17 protein-coding genes and 1 pseudogene are annotated in these 20,442 nt (G+C 42.8%); 7 read left to right on the top strand and 11 right to left on the bottom strand.

Going from position 1 to position 20,442, the window contains the following annotated elements:
* Positions 1–116: 116 nt before the first annotated feature.
* Positions 117–476 carry a DUF5615 family PIN-like protein gene (locus V7K32_RS16015; protein WP_334994851.1) on the bottom strand — a complete coding sequence of 120 codons (360 nt, stop codon included), beginning with the start codon at positions 474–476 and terminating at the stop codon, positions 117–119.
* Complete coding sequence (locus V7K32_RS16010) at positions 473–805, bottom strand: DUF433 domain-containing protein (protein WP_334994819.1); 333 nt, start codon at positions 803–805, stop codon at positions 473–475. Before V7K32_RS16010 ends, V7K32_RS16015 begins: the two co-directional genes overlap by 4 nt.
* Positions 806–1,232: 427 nt before the next feature.
* On the opposite strand from V7K32_RS16010, the gene V7K32_RS16005 reads away from it, so the two are divergent.
* Both V7K32_RS16005 and V7K32_RS16000 read left to right on the top strand, forming a co-directional pair.
* Positions 1,233–2,093: a Tab2/Atab2 family RNA-binding protein gene (locus V7K32_RS16005; RefSeq protein ID WP_334994818.1), complete on the top strand. Its 861-nt coding sequence runs from the start codon at positions 1,233–1,235 to the stop codon at positions 2,091–2,093.
* A 2-nt stretch (positions 2,094–2,095) separates the two neighbouring features.
* Entirely contained in the window at positions 2,096–2,356 is a 261-nt protein-coding gene (locus tag V7K32_RS16000; RefSeq protein WP_334994817.1) for a hypothetical protein, read from the top strand.
* A gap of 160 nt (positions 2,357–2,516) precedes the next feature.
* Here the strand turns inward: V7K32_RS16000 and V7K32_RS15995 are convergent, their stop codons facing one another.
* On the bottom strand, positions 2,517–2,687 hold the full coding sequence (locus V7K32_RS15995) for a hypothetical protein (RefSeq protein WP_334994816.1): 171 nt from the start codon (positions 2,685–2,687) through the stop codon (positions 2,517–2,519).
* Here V7K32_RS15995 and V7K32_RS15990 point away from each other — a divergent pair.
* Positions 2,686–3,999: a TldD/PmbA family protein gene (locus V7K32_RS15990; protein WP_334994815.1), complete on the top strand. Its 1,314-nt coding sequence runs from the start codon at positions 2,686–2,688 to the stop codon at positions 3,997–3,999. The genes V7K32_RS15995 and V7K32_RS15990 overlap by 2 nt on opposite strands.
* Positions 4,000–4,224: 225 nt before the next feature.
* Positions 4,225–6,810, top strand: coding sequence for a chloride channel protein (locus V7K32_RS15985; protein WP_334994814.1), 2,586 nt, complete (start codon positions 4,225–4,227; stop codon positions 6,808–6,810).
* A gap of 160 nt (positions 6,811–6,970) precedes the next feature.
* Here the strand turns inward: V7K32_RS15985 and V7K32_RS15980 are convergent, their stop codons facing one another.
* Together V7K32_RS15980 and V7K32_RS15975 are read right to left on the bottom strand one after the other, a co-directional pair.
* Positions 6,971–7,159, bottom strand: coding sequence for a hypothetical protein (locus V7K32_RS15980; RefSeq protein ID WP_334994813.1), 189 nt, complete (start codon positions 7,157–7,159; stop codon positions 6,971–6,973).
* Positions 7,160–7,749: 590 nt separating this feature from the next.
* The gene (locus V7K32_RS15975; protein ID WP_334994812.1) at positions 7,750–8,049 is read right to left on the bottom strand and encodes a WGxxGxxG family protein; all 300 of its coding nucleotides are present in this window, start codon (positions 8,047–8,049) and stop codon (positions 7,750–7,752) included.
* 161 nt (positions 8,050–8,210) lie between these two features.
* Here V7K32_RS15975 and V7K32_RS15970 point away from each other — a divergent pair, with 161 nt between their 5' ends.
* Positions 8,211–8,333: a hypothetical protein gene (locus V7K32_RS15970; RefSeq protein WP_334994811.1), complete on the top strand. Its 123-nt coding sequence runs from the start codon at positions 8,211–8,213 to the stop codon at positions 8,331–8,333.
* 154 nt (positions 8,334–8,487) lie between these two features.
* On the opposite strand, the gene V7K32_RS15965 is transcribed toward V7K32_RS15970, so the two are convergent.
* The 4 genes from V7K32_RS15965 to V7K32_RS15950 all read right to left on the bottom strand — a co-directional run bounded on the left by V7K32_RS15965 (position 8,488) and on the right by V7K32_RS15950 (position 15,006).
* Positions 8,488–10,542, bottom strand: coding sequence for a serine/threonine-protein kinase (locus V7K32_RS15965; protein ID WP_334994810.1), 2,055 nt, complete (start codon positions 10,540–10,542; stop codon positions 8,488–8,490).
* A 425-nt stretch (positions 10,543–10,967) separates the two neighbouring features.
* Positions 10,968–12,020, bottom strand: a complete 1,053-nt coding sequence (locus V7K32_RS15960; RefSeq protein ID WP_334994850.1) for a serine/threonine-protein kinase — start codon at positions 12,018–12,020, stop codon at positions 10,968–10,970.
* 442 nt (positions 12,021–12,462) lie between these two features.
* Positions 12,463–14,697: a glycoside hydrolase gene (locus V7K32_RS15955; protein WP_334994809.1), complete on the bottom strand. Its 2,235-nt coding sequence runs from the start codon at positions 14,695–14,697 to the stop codon at positions 12,463–12,465.
* 78 nt (positions 14,698–14,775) lie between these two features.
* The gene (locus V7K32_RS15950; protein ID WP_012408256.1) at positions 14,776–15,006 is read right to left on the bottom strand and encodes a NifU family protein; all 231 of its coding nucleotides are present in this window, start codon (positions 15,004–15,006) and stop codon (positions 14,776–14,778) included.
* Between the two features lie 515 nt (positions 15,007–15,521).
* On the opposite strand from V7K32_RS15950, the pseudogene V7K32_RS15945 reads away from it, so the two are divergent.
* Positions 15,522–15,659: pseudogene (locus V7K32_RS15945) on the top strand (DUF2887 domain-containing protein); the annotation flags it as partial.
* Positions 15,660–15,795: 136 nt separating this feature from the next.
* On the opposite strand, the gene V7K32_RS15940 reads toward V7K32_RS15945, so the two are convergent.
* A complete protein-coding gene (locus V7K32_RS15940) occupies positions 15,796–17,553 on the bottom strand; it encodes a sensor histidine kinase (RefSeq protein ID WP_334994808.1) in 1,758 nt (585 codons plus the stop codon).
* 171 nt (positions 17,554–17,724) lie between these two features.
* On the bottom strand, positions 17,725–17,961 hold the full coding sequence (locus V7K32_RS15935) for a hypothetical protein (protein ID WP_334994807.1): 237 nt from the start codon (positions 17,959–17,961) through the stop codon (positions 17,725–17,727).
* Between the two features lie 565 nt (positions 17,962–18,526).
* On the opposite strand from V7K32_RS15935, the gene lepA reads away from it, so the two are divergent.
* Entirely contained in the window at positions 18,527–20,338 is a 1,812-nt protein-coding gene (lepA, locus tag V7K32_RS15930) for a translation elongation factor 4 (protein ID WP_334994806.1), read from the top strand.
* The last annotated feature ends 104 nt before the right edge of the window (positions 20,339–20,442 follow it).

Below are 20,442 nucleotides of genomic sequence, written 5' to 3'. Positions count from 1 at the left end.
CTATGAAAACATTCTCTAACACTAGTTTTCATGTATAGTCGTGGAATTGGCTCAAGGAGTCCACTTAGCAAAAGTTGATTTCTAAATTCATACTTCAATTCAGCAACGCCAAATTTTTAAAGTGGAATCCAATCCAATTTATCAATCCACTCTTCTGCCTCAGTCGCTTCCCAAATCAAATAAATTGTTTCTGCCCAAATACCGAGGTTCCCACTGGAACGTAACCAAACTAGTCCCCAAATATGTCCTCCATCTCTCCAGTGTTCTTCTAAATGTTCGGGCATACTTTTGCGGTTGTCTGTAACCAATATTCGTTGGGATAATTCCAGGTAGCGCAGGATATCTGGGTCAAGCGTACCTAATGGCGGTGCTTCGGCATCGCCTACACGCAGAATATCTATAGCTGGATTGAAGCGCAAAACAGCTGTTTTCAACTTGGGTGACAAATTTTCATCCAGGAGAAAACGTACCTTCACCAATGGTTTAGCAACTCCTGCTCACGTTGGGCCTTTAAGGCTCTTAAACGTTGCATCAAAGGTGAAGGATTAGCTGATGATTCTTGATAGCGCTGTTCTCGCCACTTTGCTAGCCGCAACATAGAAGCATCTACTTCAACACGATTATGCAGGTAGTAGGCAAGCGTTGCGTAAATTTTCTCCAAATCCAGGGAAGGTAATTCCTCTAAAATTTGCTCTGGGGAATATCCTTGTAAGTAATATTGAATCACATTATCAATACCAATGCGATGCCCTTTGATCCGGATGTCATCTTGGTCTAAAAAGTCAAAATAATCTTCTAATTGCATTCATCTACCTCTCCAGGGTCTTTTAGTATTAATTCGTAATTCGTAATTGAATTCTATAACTACGAATTACTTTAGCGATTTCGTGTACCCCTACTCTTAAGCAAGCTGCAAGAGCATCTCGTAGAGAGCTTCATTATCAATTACGAATTATTTTGACATACTTTGTATTTATATTATGGAGGCCATAAACCACTCCAAGAGCGATCGCCTGATAAAAAATAAGATCGATGGATGGTGAAGAGTTAAAATTTCAAACATCCATCTCAGAACTCCCTTCATCCACCTCAAAGACTCATTTATCTCAATTCCCAATGCCCCATGCCCCATGCCCAATGCCCCATGCCCAATGCCCAATTTCCAATGCGCCCCAACACTCGTATGATCAACATATCAAGAAAACATAACAGCCAGATTTTTACCGCAAAACATGGGCAGTATTTGGGAAATCGATTTTTACTCCCGTCCGATTTTGGACGATAATCAGAAAAAAATTTGGGAAGTCTTAGTCTGCGAAAGCCCCTTGGATATCGGTACAAAAGTAGATTCTTTGTTTCGCTATGCTCAATATTGTCCCAGTACCCAGGTAAATTCGGGCTGGTTGCGGACAGCATTGCAGGAAGCTATTAACCAAGCTGGAAAAGCACCAATTAAAATCCGCTTTTTCCGCCGCCAAATGAACAATATGATTACTAAAGCCTGCCAAGACTTGGGCGTTCCCGCCCAGCCTAGCCGCCGTACTTTGGTTCTCAACCATTGGTTAGAACAACGCATGGAAGAAGTGTATCCTCAAGAGGCAGGGTATCAAGGGGGGGCTAATCCCTCAGTCCGCTTGGAGAAACCTTTGCCGCAACGTTTACCAGATGCTTTGGAAGGACAGCAGTGGGTATTTGTTACCTTAGATGCTGCGGATTTAACAGAAATGCCAGAATGGGAAATTGGTTTTGGTGAAGCTTTCCCCCTAGAGTTGGCAAAAGTCTCACCCGAAACCCGTATTCCTGGGATTTTAATTTTCTCACCAAGAGCGTTGCCCTTGGCAGGCTGGATGTCTGGTTTGGATTTGGCTTTCTTAAGATTTGATACCAGCGAAGATGCGAGATTACTTTTAGAAACTGGTGTAACCGAAAGCTGGATTGTAGCAAATATCAAAAAACCTCAACTTTTAGCAGAAGCCAAAGCTTTTGAAGAAGCCAAGCAAAAAGCTAACGGAGTGCATTTTATCGGTGTACAGTCTGATCCCAAAGCAGAATCTTTTGCAGGTTTTTGGCTGTTGCAAGAGGTTAATCTTTGAAAATGAAGAGTGGGGAGTGGGGAGTGGGGGGGGCAGGGGAGGCAGGGGAGGCAGGGGAGGCAGGGGAGGCAGGGGGGGCAGGGGGAGCAGGGGAGGCAGGGGAAGAAGAACTATTTAGGGACTTCCAAATAAAAAAATGTTCCAAAACTGACGCAAAAACTCTCTCTATTTCTTCTCTCTGCGTTCTCTGTGCGGCAGTCGCTCATGGGGGAAACCCCCAAGACCGCGCTGCCTTGTCTGGAGTGGTTCGTTTATTGGAATAATTTATTTCTTGTGAGTCCCTTATTGACAAATGACTAATACTTCGGCTTACCTCGGCAACGCTTGGCACAAGTCGCTCAGTACAAATGACAAATGACAGATGGCAAATGACAAATGACTAGTTGAGACATGGCAATGATTTGGGATAATTAACTGCGTCCATCAGTGTTGGTCTGTGGTTCCAAATCGTAACTGTAAGGAAACGCTGATGATTTTTGGATGGTTATCTGCCTTCATCACGTAGAAAGTTTGATCGTCGGTTTTTGACGATCGCACTTTTCTTGAGACAGCGTTGATATGCGGTTCAAAATCCACAATTGCACTAAGGGTCATGGATTCTGAAAATTTGTCACAAGATACACTAGCAGAACAGCTGCTGGAACTAGCTATAAAATCTGGAGCAGAAGCTGCTGAGGTGTATCAGTCGCGATCGCTTTCTCGTCCAGTGTTTTTTGAGGCAAACCGACTCAAACAGCTAGAAACCAACCAATCTGAAGGCACAGCATTACGGCTTTGGCGAAACGGTCGTCCGGGACTGACGGTGGCTTACGGTTCTGTCCTAGCCGAAGTAATGGTGGAAAAAGCTCTGGCACTAAGTCAACTCAATCTACCAGAAACAGTAGAATTAGGCTCTAACTCTCAGCCCTCTTACCCAGATTTAGGGGAAAGTGTACCGATAGAGGTTTTGGTAGACTGGGGCAAAGAAGCGATCGCACTCATCCGCGATGCCTATCCCGAAGTTGTTTGCAATGGTGACTGGGAATGTGATATTGAAACTACCAGAATAGTCAACACTAAAGGTTTAGATTGTTACTACACTGATACTACCCTCAACTGCTATATATCAGCAGAATGGGTACGCGGTGATGATTTTTTAAGTGTTGCCGATGGCCAAACTAAGCGGGGCGAACTCCACCCGGAAATATTAGCTAACCAAATTTTACAACGGTTAATTTGGGCTAGAGAAAATGTCTCATCTCCTAATGGTCGCGTGCCGATTTTGTTCACTTCTAAAGCTGCTGATATGCTTTGGGGTACTGTGCAAGAAGCTTTGAATGGCAAGCGAGTTTTAGAAGCAGCTTCCCCTTGGGGGGAACGTTTGGGTAAAGCAGTAGTTGCACCCAGTCTCACCCTCTACCAAGATCCAGAAGCAGGCCCTTATAGTTGCCCTTTTGATGATGAAGGCACTCCTACTCAATTTTTAGTATTTATCCAAAACGGAATTTTACAGCATTTTTATGGCGATCGCACCACCGGACGCCAACTGGGTACTGACACAACTGCAAATGGTTTTCGCCCTGGTTTAGGTAGCTATCCCACCCCTGGTTTATTTAATTTTCTGATCCAGCCAGGTTCAGCATCACTACCAGATTTAATTCAAGAACTGGATAATGGCATAATTGTGGATCAAATGCTAGGCGATGGCGGCAGTATTTCTGGAGATTTTTCAATTAACGTTGATTTAGGCTACCGCGTCCAAAATGGTCAGGTAATTGGGCGCGTTAAGGATACGATGGTTGCAGGTAATGTCTACACTGCTCTTAAGCAGTTGGTTAAACTAGGTAATGATGCTGACTGGAATGGTTCTTGTTATACTCCATCTCTAATAATAGAAGGACTATCCACGACGGGGAGAAGCAATTAAATAATTCGTAATTCGTAATTCGTAATTCGTAATAGAGTCTCCGGCACGCTTTGCGTTAAGCCAAGCGTTGCCGCAGGCTTTACGTAATTCGGAATTTAGGACTGTGATTGTCTAGTAGCTAATGATACTTGGCAACAAATTTTAAAACATCCTCTGAGATTCCGGTGGCAGCTTTTTACTAGAGAGTTGTAATCCAAAATCCAAAATTTAAAATCCAAAATTGGTATGAATCAGCGCTTTCGCACCTGGTGGCAGCCTAGAAGAGGTTTAGCGATCGCCGAAGCTTGTGTTATCGGTCTGGTTGCTGCTTTATCTGCGGTGTTTCTGAAAGTAGGATCGGGATGGCTGGGGACATGGCGAGTCCATAGTACCCACCTTTTACCGGCATGGCTGGCACTACCAGCAATTGGTCTTGTGCTGGGGTTTGTGGCTGGATGGTTGGTGGATAGATTGGCACCAGAGGCTTATGGTAGCGGTATTCCGCAAGTAAAAGCCAGTCTTGCCAATGTACCTATAACATTATCTTGGCGCGTGGCAGGTATAAAATTACTCAGTGCCATCATCACCATCGGTTCGGGTATGACTCTGGGACGACAAGGCCCCACGGTTCATGTAGGGGCAGGTTTGGCAGCAGGGATGAGTCGCTGGGTTCCTACTTCTCCAGATCATCGACGGCAAATGATTGCAGCAGGTGCGGGTGCGGGTTTAGCAGCTGCTTTTAATGCCCCGATCGCAGGTGTATTATTTATCGTTGAAGAGTTACTCCAGGATTTATCAGGGCTGACTCTGGGCACTGCAATTATCGCCTCCTTTATTGGTGGGGTAATATCCCGACTTTTAGGTGGTGGCTCTCTTGCACTTAATCTGCAATTGACGCCATCTTCGAGCCAATTCTCTATCCCAGAAATTCCCTTTTTCTTGCTATTGGGTATTTTGGCAGGATTGTTGGGTGCATTGTTTGATCGCGGCTTAATATTTAGTATTAAATTTTATAGAAAATTACATATCAGCTTACCATTGCGGGTAGCTTTGGCTGGATTTATCTCCGGTGTTGTTGTGTCCATGCTCCCCGCATCCTTTCGTAATAATACGGCTTTACGGGAGTCTTTAATTACTGGAGGTTCTCATCCTACCGTAGCAGCGATCGCCTTTGCGGCCCAGTTCATTCTCACACTCATCGCATTTGGTTCAGGAGCGCCGGGGGGATTATTCGCTCCTAGTCTAATTTTAGGTTCTTGTTTAGGACACATTATCGGTGTATTTGAGTTATACATCACCGGAGTTGGTTCTCCTGCTACTTACGCGCTAGCAGGTATGGGTGGATTTTTTAGCGCCGTTTCTAAAGTGCCAATCACAGCAATTGTGATTGTATTTGAGATGACTACAGATTTCAATCTGGTGCTACCTTTGATGATTGTTTCTGTAGCAGCTTACTTAGTTGCAGATAAAGTAGTGCCTGGTTCGCTTTATGAGAAACTTTTGGAATTAAAAGGCATTACTCTCACCAAAGAAGCTCCTATGGAAGGAGCATTAACCAAGTTAACTGCAAAAGATGTGATGCAAGAACGGGTAGAAACTCTAGATGCACAGATGAGCTTGGAAGAAGCAATGCAGTCCTTTGCTCGTTCTCATCATCGCGGTTTCCCTGTGGTAGAAGATAGCAAGTTAGTAGGGATTGTGACGCAATCAGATTTGCTAAAAATACGCGTTCGCAATTTAGCCAATGATATTTTCTTAAAAGAAATTATGACGCCTGTCCCGATGACAGTAACACCAATTCACACTTTAAGCAATGTGCTGTATTTACTCGATCGCTATCAAATCAGTCGCTTACCTGTGGTGGATGGACGAAAACTGATCGGAATTATTACTCGTGCAGATATTATTCGGGCGGAAGCAGATCATCTCAATTGTGATAACCGGACTCTTAAACTGCGACCAGAACCTTCATACATAGTTTACCAAACGCGATCGCCCAGCACTGGCAGTGGTAGATTATTAGTGCCAGTAGCTAATCCCGAAACAGCAGGTATTTTATTACAAATGGCAGCAGCTATTGCCCGCGATCGCCATTATGAAATAGATTGTGTGCAAATAATGCTCATACCCCGCCACAGTTCCCCATCAGAAACACAGGTAAGGACGGCAAAAAGTCGCCGCTTGCTACGACAGGCGGAAGTCTTAGCTAAAAAGTGGAAAATTCCCTTACACACGCAAATCCGAGTTACCCACGATGTAGCGCAGGCAATTTTAGAGACAATCAACGAACAACATATCGACCTCATTTTAATGGGATGGAAAGGTAGCACATCTACCCCTGGTCGGATTTTTGGCAACGTTGTAGATACGGTAATTCGCCAAGCCAGCTGCGAAGTAGTCTTAGTAAAATTAGGCACTACTCAGAACTCCTTCAACCGATGGCTAGTCCCGATGGCTGGCGGCCCCAATTCCCCACTGGCGATTAAATTGCTACCAGCTTTAATTACATTAGGAAATAATCCGCAAATTCATCTGACACAGGTGTTTAAGCCATCTGAACTCAAGCCAGATATGTCAGTTTCAGAACAAGCCATCCGTCATTTAATGCGGCGGCGAAAGTTGTCCAGTAGTGTAGTTGCTCTCCCAGTGCAAGCTAATTCAGTCGCAGAAGGTGTGATTAACCTAGTGCAAACCGAAGGTTACGATGTTGTAGTTTTGGGAGCATCGCAAGAGGGATTGTTGCAGCAGGCGATTCAAGGTAATATTCCAGAAGCGATCGCCTCTGGTGTAGAAAGTACAGTGATTTTGGTTAGGGGTGCAATTAATAAGTAATATTCAGAGATTACAAATAATTATTCATTTTATTGCTTATAAAGTAAGTGGGCGCAAATAATTGATCACTGGCTCGTAGTTGCGCTGTCTTCGCTAAAGGGCAACTACGAGCCAAATACAGAGATTTTACTTTTCGTTACATAGTTTGGTTTTATCTTGCCTACCTACTTGTACCAATAATAAGAGAAACAATTATTGGTATTAAAATTGGAATACCAACTATAAGTCCCCACTTACCAAACTTAATCTCCTCACCCTCAGATTTTAAAAACGCAATCCAACCTATAACTCCCATCAAAATCCAAATACACCCAAATCCAAGGAATATAATAAATACTGAATCTTCCATTTTTATCAATTAAATATATACAAAAAAGCTAATAAATGAATTGTAATTCATTTATTTTTTGACTAAATAGCTGAGATATTATAGCGTTTCCTAACCAGATGAGGTACATCATAGCCCCCTCATCGCTTGCGATGAGGGGGTTGGGGGTGGGGTTCTTGTACCTCACCCAAGCGAGAACCGCTATAGCTGTGAACTCATAGCCCGCCTCAGAATGAATTCTGAGTCTAATAGCACTCATTCGTCTAAAGACGACTGAGAAAAAGTTGTAGTCCATTTTAATGGACATAAGAGAGGAATTTTATGGGCGGTTTATGTCTAGAACAAAATAGCCCTAAAAAAATATTAATGATTAACAATTTCAGGAATTACGCTTTCAAGGCAGTGAAAGCTCTGATTTCCCGTAGGGGCAATTCATGAATTGCCCCTACATTTCGTACTAATGCGTAAGTCCTAAATTTAACTGGGCAAATTTGGCACGCCCTGACTTTGCAATATTTGACTTCATGTATACGCATGAACAAAGCCTGCCGATGCAGGCTTTACCCATAATTATTTTTAGAATTTACGTAAAATTAGAACGTAACTCATTATTAATAGTTAGAACGGGAGCCAGAGGAGCCTACTGCATTAGGATCGCTATAAGCTACATTATCATCGGCTTTGCGGCTCTTACGACCAAATAAACCAAATAAACCGAGCAAGCCCAGCAAACCCCAATCGCCATCCCGATAATTTCCATCGGTAGCAGAGCGATTCGTAGTAATATTTGTAACAGTTCCATCAGTAGTGCTTGATGTCTGAGCAGAAGCAGGTAGAACTGTAGGCAAGGTAGCCAAACTTACAGCTAAAGCAGTAGTTCCAATAATTTGGGAGACATTAAAGCGTTTCACGATCACATTCCTCAATTGAATTGTTGCAAGTAATTACTTAAATTATATTAAGTTATGACACCGCCAGCATCAATCTTTAGCTGCAAATATAAATCTGCTTAAAGGTGCATTTGCGATCGAGTAAATAAGCATTTTGGTATAGATTATGTATATTACTGCGTATGGCAAATTATGCAATGGTGAAGTCAGCGATCGCATTAAAACAAGCTCGATTCCACAAGGTAGAATTTTTATTCCAAAAATCGAAAATTACGTCTTCAGGTATAATCGATGCCGATAATTGAACCTGTATTTTTCTGCTCCAAACTATCGCTAACGGTATCAAACCCTAATTGTTAAGTACCCCTACACCCCGCAATATAGGACTCCTATTTGATTGCGTGAAAAAACTCGGTACAACTTGAAAAGGCTGATTTCCTACTTTTTACTCCCTACTCTTCACTGAGACAATTGCCAAATCTTAATAGTATTATCTTCACTACCACTGACAAGAGTCTTGCCATCAGGACTGAAGGTTACGGATGTGACAGTGTTGGTATGCCCCGTCAATGTTAAAATTTCTTCTCCTGTGGCTGAATTCCACAGTTTGATGGTGCGATCGCGGCTACCACTAGCAACAATTTTACCATCGGCGCTAAAGGCTACGGATGTCACAGTGTTGTCATGTCCCGCTAGTGTGCGAATTTCTTTTCCTGTAGTTAGATTCCAAAGTTTGATGGTGCGTAGGCGTAGCCCGTCGTAGACATCGCGGCTAGCACTGGCTAAAGTTTTACCATCTGGGCTGATAGCCACGGCTGTTACTGTTTGATAATTTCCCTCCAGTGTGCGGATTGAATACCCTTTTGTTAAATTCCAGATTTTGATAGTCTTGTCAAAACTGCCACTGGCAAGAATCACACTATTAGGACTAATAGCTAGCGATCGCACCCAGAATGTATGCCCTGTGAGTGTCCGAATTTGCTCTCCTGTTGCTAAATCCCAAATTTTGATGGTGTTGTCGTCACTACCACTAACCAGAGTCTCGCTATCAGCACTGATGGCTAAAGCATGAACAGAATCAGAATGCCCTCTAAGAGTGCGAATTTGCTTTCGCGTTGCCAGATTCCAGACTTTGATGGTGTTGTCATCACTACCACTAACCAGAGTTTTGCCATCTGGACTGATCGCTACCACATTCACCTGCTGAGAATGCCCGTCGAGTGAAGAGATTTGTTTACCGGTTGCAAAATTCCAAAGTTTGATTGTGCGATCGCCGCCACTGCTGACAATGGTTTTGCCATCGGGGCTGATAGCAACAGACAAAACTGAGTTTCCATGCCCTTGCAGGGTATTAGCTAAGGAAACCTTACCCAAAGTAATCTTTTGTGGTTGACCTAAAAACGCTTCATCTTTGCCAGAATTATTGTGCTGAGTCAACCGAGAAACTAAACTAGTCTGAATCCGGCGAAAATGTTTATACCAAGATTCTTGGAATCCAAACAACAGAATCAAAGCACTTACCAAGATTAAAATTCTCACTAAGGGATAACTTTTTGGTAAATCTGGTGCTTTCGTTGGTGGTATTTTCCCAGAAGATTTCCCGGCTGGTGGTAGCGCCAAGAGTTGTTTTGGACTCAAATCTCTAAGAACTTCATCGGCTGACTGGTAACGTTCATGGATATCTTTTTTCAAAAGCTTGTCAATGACAAAATCCAACTCAGGATTTAACGGACTCCGCAAATATTCCCGCCAATTACTCACCCAGGCGTACCCAGATTCCATCCACAACTCAAAGGGAGAATTTCCTGTTAGCAGATGAAAGCAGGTAGCCCCTAAACCAAACAAGTCACTGGCGGGGAAAGCTTTACCATCTCTAATCTGTTCCAGGGGTGAATAACCATGTGAACCAATGGATGTGCCAGATTTCTGCTGAATGGCTGTAAATTGCTTTGAGGAACCAAAATCAATCAGACTTAATCGCCCATCACTTTTATTGCGGATAATATTTTCTGGCTTGATATCTCGATGAATGACTTTGCGATCGTGGATAAATTTGAGAATGGGCAGTAAATCTAACAAAATAGATTGAATTTCCTTAGCCTTATAAGCCTTGCGCTGTTGCAACTCCTTTAATAAATTCTCTCCATTGATAAACTGCTGCACTAAATATAGACAGCCGTCTTGCTCAAAATAAGCTAGCAAAGTCGGAATTTGGGGATGTTCCCCAAGGTCTTGTAGTCGCTGCGCTTCTTCAGCAAACAACTCCATCGCCTTTTTTTGCGACCAAGTTCCTTGAAATTTTGGAGCTAATTGCTTGATAACACAACGTTCATTTAGTTTATCGACATCTTCTGATAGATAGGTTCTGCCAAATCCCCCCTCATCTGAAAGGACTCGGATGACCCGAAAGCGATTTCTTAAAAGTGACACCAATGGGGTGCTACAACTTTGGCAAAACTTCTTTCCATTGGGATTCAGGGGATTTGAGCAATCGGGATTTAGGCAGCAGATCATGATCTGACAGGCGCGACTGCATGACAACTTAGGCTAAGTTTGCCCCGAACTTTCCCTTAAGAAAATTGACTCTCGCTTACTCGTGGTAGAAAACCCTGTTCTGGGGATTGGGGAATTACTTAATATAGTTAGCGTTTGTAAATAGTAGTCAGTCTTCCTCATCTGTGGAAAACTACGAGAGCCATAAGATTAATTATTCTCTCGATTATATAATAATTTGAATAAAAATTTTTTCTGAACTTTTAAACCTAGTAAATTTGCTTGTATATTGGCAAGCGATAACTTCCTAAGTATTAAAGACAAACCCTGATTAATTAACCATCATGACTATTAAATGTAGTTAAAATGCTTACAAAATTTGCTTTTGATATTTTAAATCATCATGATTAATTGTTAATTTGATACTTTAGGCTGTGCAACCTTGTTTACTTTAGCCTTGCTCTCCATTTCCGAATAGTATTAGCAGTTCTAGCCACAGGTGGTATATATACATCAGGAGTTTCGTCAGAATTTCCGTATTGTGCAATACTTTTATTATTTAATTTTTGGGTAGTTAGACAGTCAGCCAAAGTAGGCAAATAGCTTCCATTACTTAAAGCTTTCATTACTTCATCGGCAGTCTTAAACCGTTCGTTTAACGAAATTTTTACCATTTTCCCTAAAATCTGGGCGAAACTGTTGCTAATATTTACTTCTTTTTGCCAGCATATTTCACCAGTATTTGCGTCGTAGTCAAATTCTAAAGGACTTTTAGCAGTCAACATAAAAATACAAGTTATACCTAGTGCATAAATATCACTGGCATAAACTGGACGTAGAGAAAACTGTTCTGGTGGTGCAAATCCCCTAGTTCCGATAAAGTTGGTGTTTGCAACTTGATTGGGAGAGTTTTCACAAGCATCAGCTAATTGCTCTTTCACCGCCCCAAAATCAATCAGCACTACTCGCCCGTCATACTCACACCGCAATAAATTTTGGGGCTTAATATCCCGATGAATCACACGATGTTTATGAAGATACTGTAATACAGGTAATAATTCTTGCAAAAACTGTTTAACTGAGGCTTCACTTTTAGCCCCAGTTTGCCGCACTTCTCGTGCCAAAGTCAAACCCGGTACGTATTCTTGAATTAAAAAAAACTCTCCATTCGCCTGAAAGTAGTCTAATAGCATGGGAATTTGCGAATGATTACCGAGTTGGCCTAAAGTTCTTGCTTCTTTTTCAAAGCGCGTACATGCCCTTTCCCAACTTTGAGGATTAGTCACTTTCGGACAAAGCTGTTTAATAACACACAAAGGATTCCCAGGTAATAGAGCATTTTTGGCTAAAAACGTGATCCCAAATCCACCTCTACCTAAAATTTGCAATATTTGATAGCGATCGCCAAATAGCTGCTTGGAACCACACATCTGAGCAAGTTGAGTTTGCGGTGAAATGCTCTGTTGAGAATTCGTTATTTTCTGAGAAAAGCGATCCATTAGCATAGAATATCTGTTCTGAAATGTCTCTAATCTTACGACAAATATTCCTTACTTACAGTAAAATTACTGCAACTTTGCCAAATCATCAAAGTTTTTCAAAAAATAAAAAGAAATTTTTGTAGAAATTACAGATTGACAAATAATATTAAATATGTATCAAAATTCTTTGCCACACATGAATCGGCTGTAGGGCGTACATTTGCCATTTATGTAAACTTAACGTAAAAGCCAGTCCATAACAAGCTTTTAGGATTGTCTCTTTCTCTCTGTGTTCTCTGTGCCTCTGTGGTTAAATAAAAGATTTTTTAACCGCCCAGACGCAAAGGAGGACACTTGCGTGGGCGGGTTTCCCGACTTGAGCAAAGTGTCCGTGGCGCAGAGAGAAAAGAGAGATTTTACAACTCACCTTGAAAGGGCTAAACACCAAACCTATTGAGTTCTAAGGCACTTCAATGGGAATCAAAGCATTTTCTGGTAAATAGTTGCAAAAACGCCCTTCATCTGCAAGCACCAAAATCAGGCGCAAAGGATAATCTGGCGGAACTTGCAAATCTGCCCACGGTACTGCCAACTCTAAACAACTATTTATTGCTACTTGAGCGCGACTGAAACGGGGATGCCATTGATAATTATCTCCAGCTTCCCGAAACTGAATCGATTGCGTCAGCAAGTTAATTTCTAAAAGATGGTGGAAAAGGTAATTAAGTGGGGCTGCATCTGGTAAATCTACCAAGGGAACTGGGCTGTTAACCATTGTTTTTTCTGGATAGAACCACAGCAAATTCAACTCTGCTGGCAAATCTTGCCCTGGTGCAGCACCACTTATAAAGTCCAGCCGCAAATAGAAATTCAGGTGATCCACCCCATACCAAAGTCGCTGGATGACACTGCTATTGTGCATCGTCCCCCGCGCCCCGCCGATTTCTATGCGTCCAGCTTTATTCCAATCTTGTTCATCACCCTTACCATCGATGACGGGATGAATAAACCCTTGTGGAGTGTGGTTTGTCTGTGCTTCGTGGATTTCGACTGGTTGCTTGAGATAGGGCGGTACAGGTTCATTTAATGCCTTGTAAATGCCAAACAAGTGTTCTCGAAATAACCCGTCAAAAATGGCATCTTGATTTGAGGAGTGTCCTGCACCAAACCACCAAAACCAGTCTGAACCTTCTGCGGCATACAAGGCTTCCCATGCTTCCGGGTTGTTTTCTTCCGTCGCTTCAGGATGACTTGCCAGCATTTCCCTTGCTTCTGTCAAGTAATCCCAAGCCCGATTTTTGGCAGGATCGCCAATCCAAGTGGTGAAACTGCCATCAACCCAAGAACCACTATGTAGTTGTCCTCCGGGAATGGTGGCTGTGGCTGGAAATTCTTCCAAAAATTCGGAAACGGTGACGAGTTTGAGGTGGGGTTCATCGCTCAAACTTTGATATAAAGCTTCTAAGAAAGGCTTGCCATCTTCGGGATAAAATTCCCAGCAATTCTCCCCGTCTAAAGCGATGGTAACTAGCCAAGGTTGTTCACTTTGACTATCTCTTTGCATTTTAGCGATCGCTTGTAAATGTCCCACTAAATCTGCTGCTGCCTGTTTTGCTGGCATCGCGCTATAAGTAAAGCCAATCAAATCTGATAATCTGTGGTCACGAAACACAATTGACAAGTCACCCTCGGCGGTTTGTAGGCGATAGGGTTGATACAACAATTCTGGTTGCTCTACATTCCCCGCCCCATCCCGATGAAAAACGTGTTTCAGCGTCCATCCCAAGACGGCTTCATCTGAGCATATCCACTTAAATCCTTGGTTAATAATATCTGGAAGTATTGCCGGACTTACTGATTGTTCCGAAGGCCATAAACCACGAGGTATCTGTCCAAAGCGTTCTTGATAAAAGTTCCAAGCTTTCCGCAAGTGGCGGGGAATATCTTCTGACCACTGAAAACGCTGCTTAGGTAGTGTCATATTAGGCACAGCTACCCGACCAGAGTTAGTATCAGCTAGCAAGGGTAAAATCGGGTGAGTGTAAGGCGTGGTGGTAACTTCTAGCTGTCCCGCCTCCTGCATTTTGCGATGTTGGGGGATAATGCGGCCCAGAATTTCTCGTTGTTTGGAATAAATGCGCTGGCGATCGCTTAAAGTAAAATTTCGACCCTGTTTTAACCAAGTAGCAATTTCCGGGTCATCCCAAAACAGCGGATCGATCCAAGCCAAATTGTGCCAAGCTAGCAAATCGCCATAATCAGGCAATTCCCAATTTGCTAAACACCAAGCTTGCCCCTTATCCTGCCTTTGCTGGTACAACTCGGCATAACGGGGATGAGGGTCTATCAGAGTATGGTGATTGGCATCGAAAAAGTGTTGGATAATAAATTCACGCTGTTGCTGCGTGAGTTGTTCATCCGGTGTCAAGCTGGCTGTGAGGTAAGGGTCAAAAGCAGTGCCAGCAATATAATCTTCGAGTTGCAATATCAGCGATGGAACTAAATTCACCGTTTGGTGTAACTTAGGATACCGCTCTAAGAGCAATACCAAATCCAAATAATCTTTAGTCCCATGCAAACGTACCCAAGGAAGCCGGTACTGCTGACTAGAAGATAGCGAAACGCCACTGCCAGGAGATTTGTATAGAGGCTGATGTTGATGCCAGATAAAAGCGATGTAGAGAGGATGGGACATAGGAATAGTTAGGAGTTAAGAATAAGGAGTTAGGAGTTGATTCAAAACTCATAACTCCTAACTCCTAACTCCTAACTTTTACACCACTTGCTCAATTTCTGCAATTTCGGGAATCATTTCCTTTAAGCGGCGTTCAATACCCATTCTCAGAGTCATTGCAGAACTGGGACAAGAACCACAAGCACCCTGCAACCGCAGTTTGACAACAGGGCCATCGAGTTCTACGAGTTCCACATTGCCGCCATCAGACATCAGATAAGGGCGCATTTCATCTAAGACTGTTTCAACGTTGTCAATTGTGAGTTCCATAGTTTAGACCTGCTAAGTTAATGATGGGGATTGGGAATGGGGCATGGGGTTTGGGGCATGGGGCTTGGGGCATTGAATAATAATGATCCGCCAAATGCGCCGTTACTCATTAACCATTATCCAAAATTTTATTTTCTAGCTTTGTTAAAACGATCCTAGACCCAATTGCAGCTAGTTTGTCAGTTGCTTAGTTGACATTTGCCATTTGTTTTCAGACGCGCAGCGCTTTTAATACACACTTCTCTACAAGCTTGATATGAGAGTAGCTGAACTCAGTAGTGCTGCGATCGCCATCTTGATCCTCATCTAAGGCTTGTTATTGTTTGATCTGCGATCGTAATCACTTTGACTTCACTATTATTCAGTTTAGTCCAATTTTCCTCAAGGGTAGACCTGACAGCTTGGTTCGAGCAAGAACCAGCTATGTTTTAGGTTTTACTGGTTTATTGGCGATCGCTAGAACCTAAAATAAAACGTATCGCAGATTTAAAAATTTAAGTTAAATAGAATACTTCATGCGGCGAGACACAATTTTTTACAAACTTTTCCAACAATCCCCCACTTTGCTATTTCAATTATTGACAAATACTCCAATCAATGCTCAAGGTTATCGATTTGATTCGGTAGCTGTTAAAGAACCGAAATTTGAAATAGCTGATTTACAGGCTTGGTTAAATAATTAGTAATTCGTAATTCGTAATTTCCATCACGGGACTTCTAGTCGTGTGAGGTTCAATATCTGTAAAAGGATTCACAAAACGTATTTATCAAAGAGCCAGTCTTAAGGCTCTAACCGATATAATCTGAGTCGCTATCATTAGATGAAACCATGACGGGTTGTTGATATAGCGGTACGGTGAATGTGACTGTTGAGCCAAGTCCTTCGCCCAGACTATAAAAATGTACCTCACCGCCCATTGCCTCTACTAGCTTTTGGGATATTGCCAATCCTAAACCTGTACCGCCGTAGTGGCGAGTGCGGGAACCATCCACCTGAGAGAATAATTGAAACAGTTTATCTTGTTTATCTAAAGAAACACCAATACCAGTGTCTGCTACACGGACTTTGACCATGCCAGGAAACTGCTGATCTTGAAAGTTCGCCTTTTTGAGTACTAAATCGGCGCTGACGGTGATGCCGCCCTCATGGGTAAATTTGATGGCATTACCTACTAAATTGATCATCACTTGTAGCAACCGTTGGTAGTTGCTTTGGACAATGATTTCATCGGAGGTAGGAGGCATTTGCATCTGGAAGCTGAGATTTCTCATTTCTGCTTGGGGACGCATGAAACCTTCTACATGACTGAATAGCTCATCTAGCTTGACTGGAGCGTAAGTTAGCTCCATTTTGCCAGCTTCGATTTTAGCGATGTCCAAAATGTCGTTGATAATATTCAGCAGATGTATTGATAAGTTATGAGCTTCTGACAAAAACTGGTTTTGTTCTTCTGGATCATCTGCCATCCCTTCCAAAATCAGCTTCAAGAAGCCAATCATACCGTTGAGGGGGGTGCGAATTTCATGGGATACATTAGCCAGAAACTCGCTTTTGAGGCGGGAAGCTTCTTCGGCTTTTTGACGTGCTACTTCTAATTCTTCATATAAAGTAGCATGAGCGATCGCAGTTCCCAATTGATCTGCTGCTTCTTTTGCCAATTCTAATTCTGATTCTGTTAATGTGTAGCATTCATCTTGCCAACTCAAGGCAACCAATCCATTGGCCTGATCTTGATAGCAAGTTGCAATCACCAAAGTTTTCTGCCGCCCAGACCCTGCGTATCCAGGCACTTCCATTACAACCGGTTCTAGGTTTGCCAAAGCTTGAGCAAAGGCAGGCTCTGAAGCTATATCTATTTCTAAGCCAAGCATTGATTTGAGTTCTGCCTGGTGATACTCAGCCTTCACCTGCACTTTTGAGCTATAGGGCTGATAAGGACAAATAATACAGCGCTCTAGCCGCAGTGCTTTCCCCAAACTATCAACTGTTTGCTGCCAAATAATATCTAAATCTAATGTCCGGCGGATATTTTTGGTAATGCGATTTACCACTTTTTGGTGTTGCTGCGATCTTATTGCCACCTCGATTTGTCTAGGCGTTTTTGATGCCACAGGCACTTGTTTTTTGTTGAGTGTCGCTTGCACTAAGCGTCCCATCACTAAAACTGTAGTGGCAGTAGTTCCTAAACTCGGCATAATTGGACTAATCACCAAGTCAAACTCAAATAATTCCTGGTGGTAGCTAAACCAACACTGAAACCTTTCTGGCACCAAACTTGTCAAAATTCGGTGCAATCGTTCCAAATAAGTAACCTTATCCACAGGGGCAAAGGTTTGGGTCTGGTTCAGCTCGTCAACTATTTTTTCGGCATTTAACGCCAAGAGTTCGCTGTGCTGCCAACAAAAGGTCAGATAGCGCCCTGCCCCATCTTGCGTATACACCAACTCGGCTCCTAGAGTTGCTAAGGAGCCATCAGTCTTACTGGTAACAGATTCCAGATTTTGGGAAAATACATTTGACAATTGGGAATTGGCAGTAATAGTCATTAATTGAGTTGGATAGACAAAGGGTATCCGACCGTAATTTTACTAAAGCTGCTCAAATTTTTGCATAAATTCTTACAGCTTTTTCGTTTTTTATTGAGTATTTCTTGGTGATCTGAAATCCAAATTGGCAAATTTCACTTTTTAACTTGCATTGACACCTGATTAATAGCGTCAATCATTCCATTCACCCCGAGGAGGAACGGGTTTACGCACAGGGGTACGCGTCAGTTCGTCATCTCTAAGGATTTCACCCCGCAACCACTGGCGAATCGCCACCTCAATCACTTTACTTGGGTCATTGGTGAGATGCTGAATTTGCTCTAGTAGTTCGGAGTCCAGGCGGACAGCAATTTCTACCTTATCGGTTCGTGTGTTTTCCGCTTCGGTAGTTCTCTCTTGCATATTCATAGGTTTGATATACTCTGAAGTGGTTTTGTCTAAAGCTTTGTAAAGTAGTTATATTCATCATTTGGGCTAATTCACTGAAAATCTTCAATGGGACATTTACATAGTTCCCTGAAATAGCACCAAAGTAACAGCTTTAAGTTTTAAATCGCATTTTTCATATAACTGACTAGACAATGGCTTTAGAAGTTTTGCCGAGAAATCAGTGATTATGGGTAATTACGGGTGGTAATTCTCCACGATCAATACATGATCCCTACATGTACTTATTTACATTTATTGTACGCTCCTAGCTGTTGAATACTAGCAGCGACAAATAGACTTTCATAATATTCTTAAAAGTCCACCTATTTAGATCGAAAGTTAAAGATGCCGTGAAGAGGGGGCAGGGGGCAGGCAGAATAATAACTCCTAACTCCTAACTCCTAACTCCTAACTCCTAACTCCTAACTCCTAACTCCTAACTCCTAACTCCCCATTAAAAGCAGCGTCTTGGCTAAGAAAGCATTAAAATACATTAAGTAAATTGCTCTTTTAACTTTGGTTGCTGCTAAGGCAAAGATAGTATATGACTGACGTTCCCGCAGTTCGCATTCGCAATTTTTGTATTATTGCTCACATCGACCACGGGAAATCAACCCTCGCCGATCGCTTGTTGCAAGCCACTGGCACTGTTGAAGACCGACAGATGAAGGAACAGTTTCTTGACAATATGGATTTGGAACGGGAGCGCGGCATTACAATTAAGCTGCAAGCTGCCCGGATGAACTACACAGCTAAGGATGGTCAGCAATATGTGCTGAACCTAATTGATACTCCTGGGCATGTGGATTTTTCTTATGAAGTCTCTCGCTCTCTTGTTGCTTGTGAAGGAGCGCTATTGGTAGTAGATGCGTCCCAAGGTGTGGAGGCGCAAACTTTGGCAAATGTATATTTAGCGTTAGAGAGTAATCTGGAAATTATCCCGGTTTTGAATAAAATCGATTTGCCTGGGGCTGAACCAGAACGAGTAATTGGCGAAATTGAAGAAATTATCGGTCTAGATTGCAGTGGTGCGATTCTTGCCTCTGCTAAAGAAGGAATTGGTATTGATGAGATTTTAGAAGCAGTTGTGGAGCGGATACCACCACCGCCGAATACGATAAATGAACGCTTACGGGCGTTAATATTTGATAGCTATTACGATAGTTACCGGGGAGTAATTGTGTATTTCCGGGTGATGGATGGCACAGTTAAAAAAGGCGATCGCATCCATTTAATGGCATCCGGTAAAGAATTTGAAATTGATGAGTTAGGCGTTCTTTCTCCGACTCAAAAGCAAGTTGATGAACTCCACGCTGGGGAAGTAGGGTATTTGGGAGCGGCAATTAGAGCTGTAGCTGATGCACGGGTAGGAGACACAATTACCCTCAGTAAGGCAAAAGCAGAGTCACCCTTACCAGGTTACGCAGAAGCGAACCCAATGGTTTTTTGCGGGATGTTCCCCATTGATGCTGACCAATTTGAAGATTTGCGGGAAGCTTTAGAAAAGCTCGAACTCAACGACGCAGCGCTGCATTATGAACCAGAAACTTCGAGCGCGATGGGGTTTGGCTTCCGTTGCGGGTTCTTGGGTTTGCTGCACATGGAAATTGTTCAGGAACGTCTAGAGCGAGAGTATAACTTAGATTTAATCATTACAGCCCCCTCGGTGGTTTATAAGGTGATTACCCTCAAAGGTGAGGAACTGTACATTGATAATCCTAGCCGCTTACCTTCTCCCAACGATCGCGAAAGAATTGAAGAACCCTACGTCAAAGTAGAGATGATTACCCCGGAAACTTATGTCGGCAGCTTGATGGAGTTGTCACAAAATCGCCGTGGCATCTTCAAAGATATGAAATATCTTACCCAAGGACGAACCACACTTACTTATGAGCTACCGTTGGCGGAAGTTGTGACTGACTTTTTTGATCAAATGAAGTCGCGATCGCGCGGTTACGCAAGTATGGAATATCACATCATTGGCTACCGTGAAAATCCTCTGGTGAAGCTGGATATCATGATTAACGGCGATCCTGTGGATTCCTTGGCGATGATTGTCCACCGCGATAAAGCTTACAACGTTGGGCGGGCAATGGCAGAAAAACTCAAGGAACTAATTCCCCGCCATCAATTTAAAGTGCCAATTCAGGCATCTATTGGCAGTAAAGTTATCGCCAGCGAACACATCCCCGCTTTGCGGAAAGATGTACTAGCTAAGTGCTACGGTGGTGACATCAGCCGGAAGAAGAAACTTTTACAGAAGCAAGCAAAAGGTAAAAAGCGGATGAAATCTGTGGGTACTGTGGATGTACCGCAGGAAGCCTTTATGGCAGTATTGCGCTTGGATCAAAGCTAATAGAATTCAGGAGTCAGAATTTAGAATGAATTGGAGTACAAGTGGCAGATAGCGCAACGGTAGCAAGTCCGCGAGCATTTGAATGTGAGCTTTTTAGTCCCCCA

The sequence above is a fragment of the Nostoc sp. genome, from assembly GCF_036917635.1.
Taxonomy (GTDB): Bacteria; Cyanobacteriota; Cyanobacteriia; order Cyanobacteriales; family Nostocaceae; genus Nostoc.
Note: the sequence above shows the minus strand (reverse complement) of the source record. Positions and strands in the feature narration are given on the sequence as shown.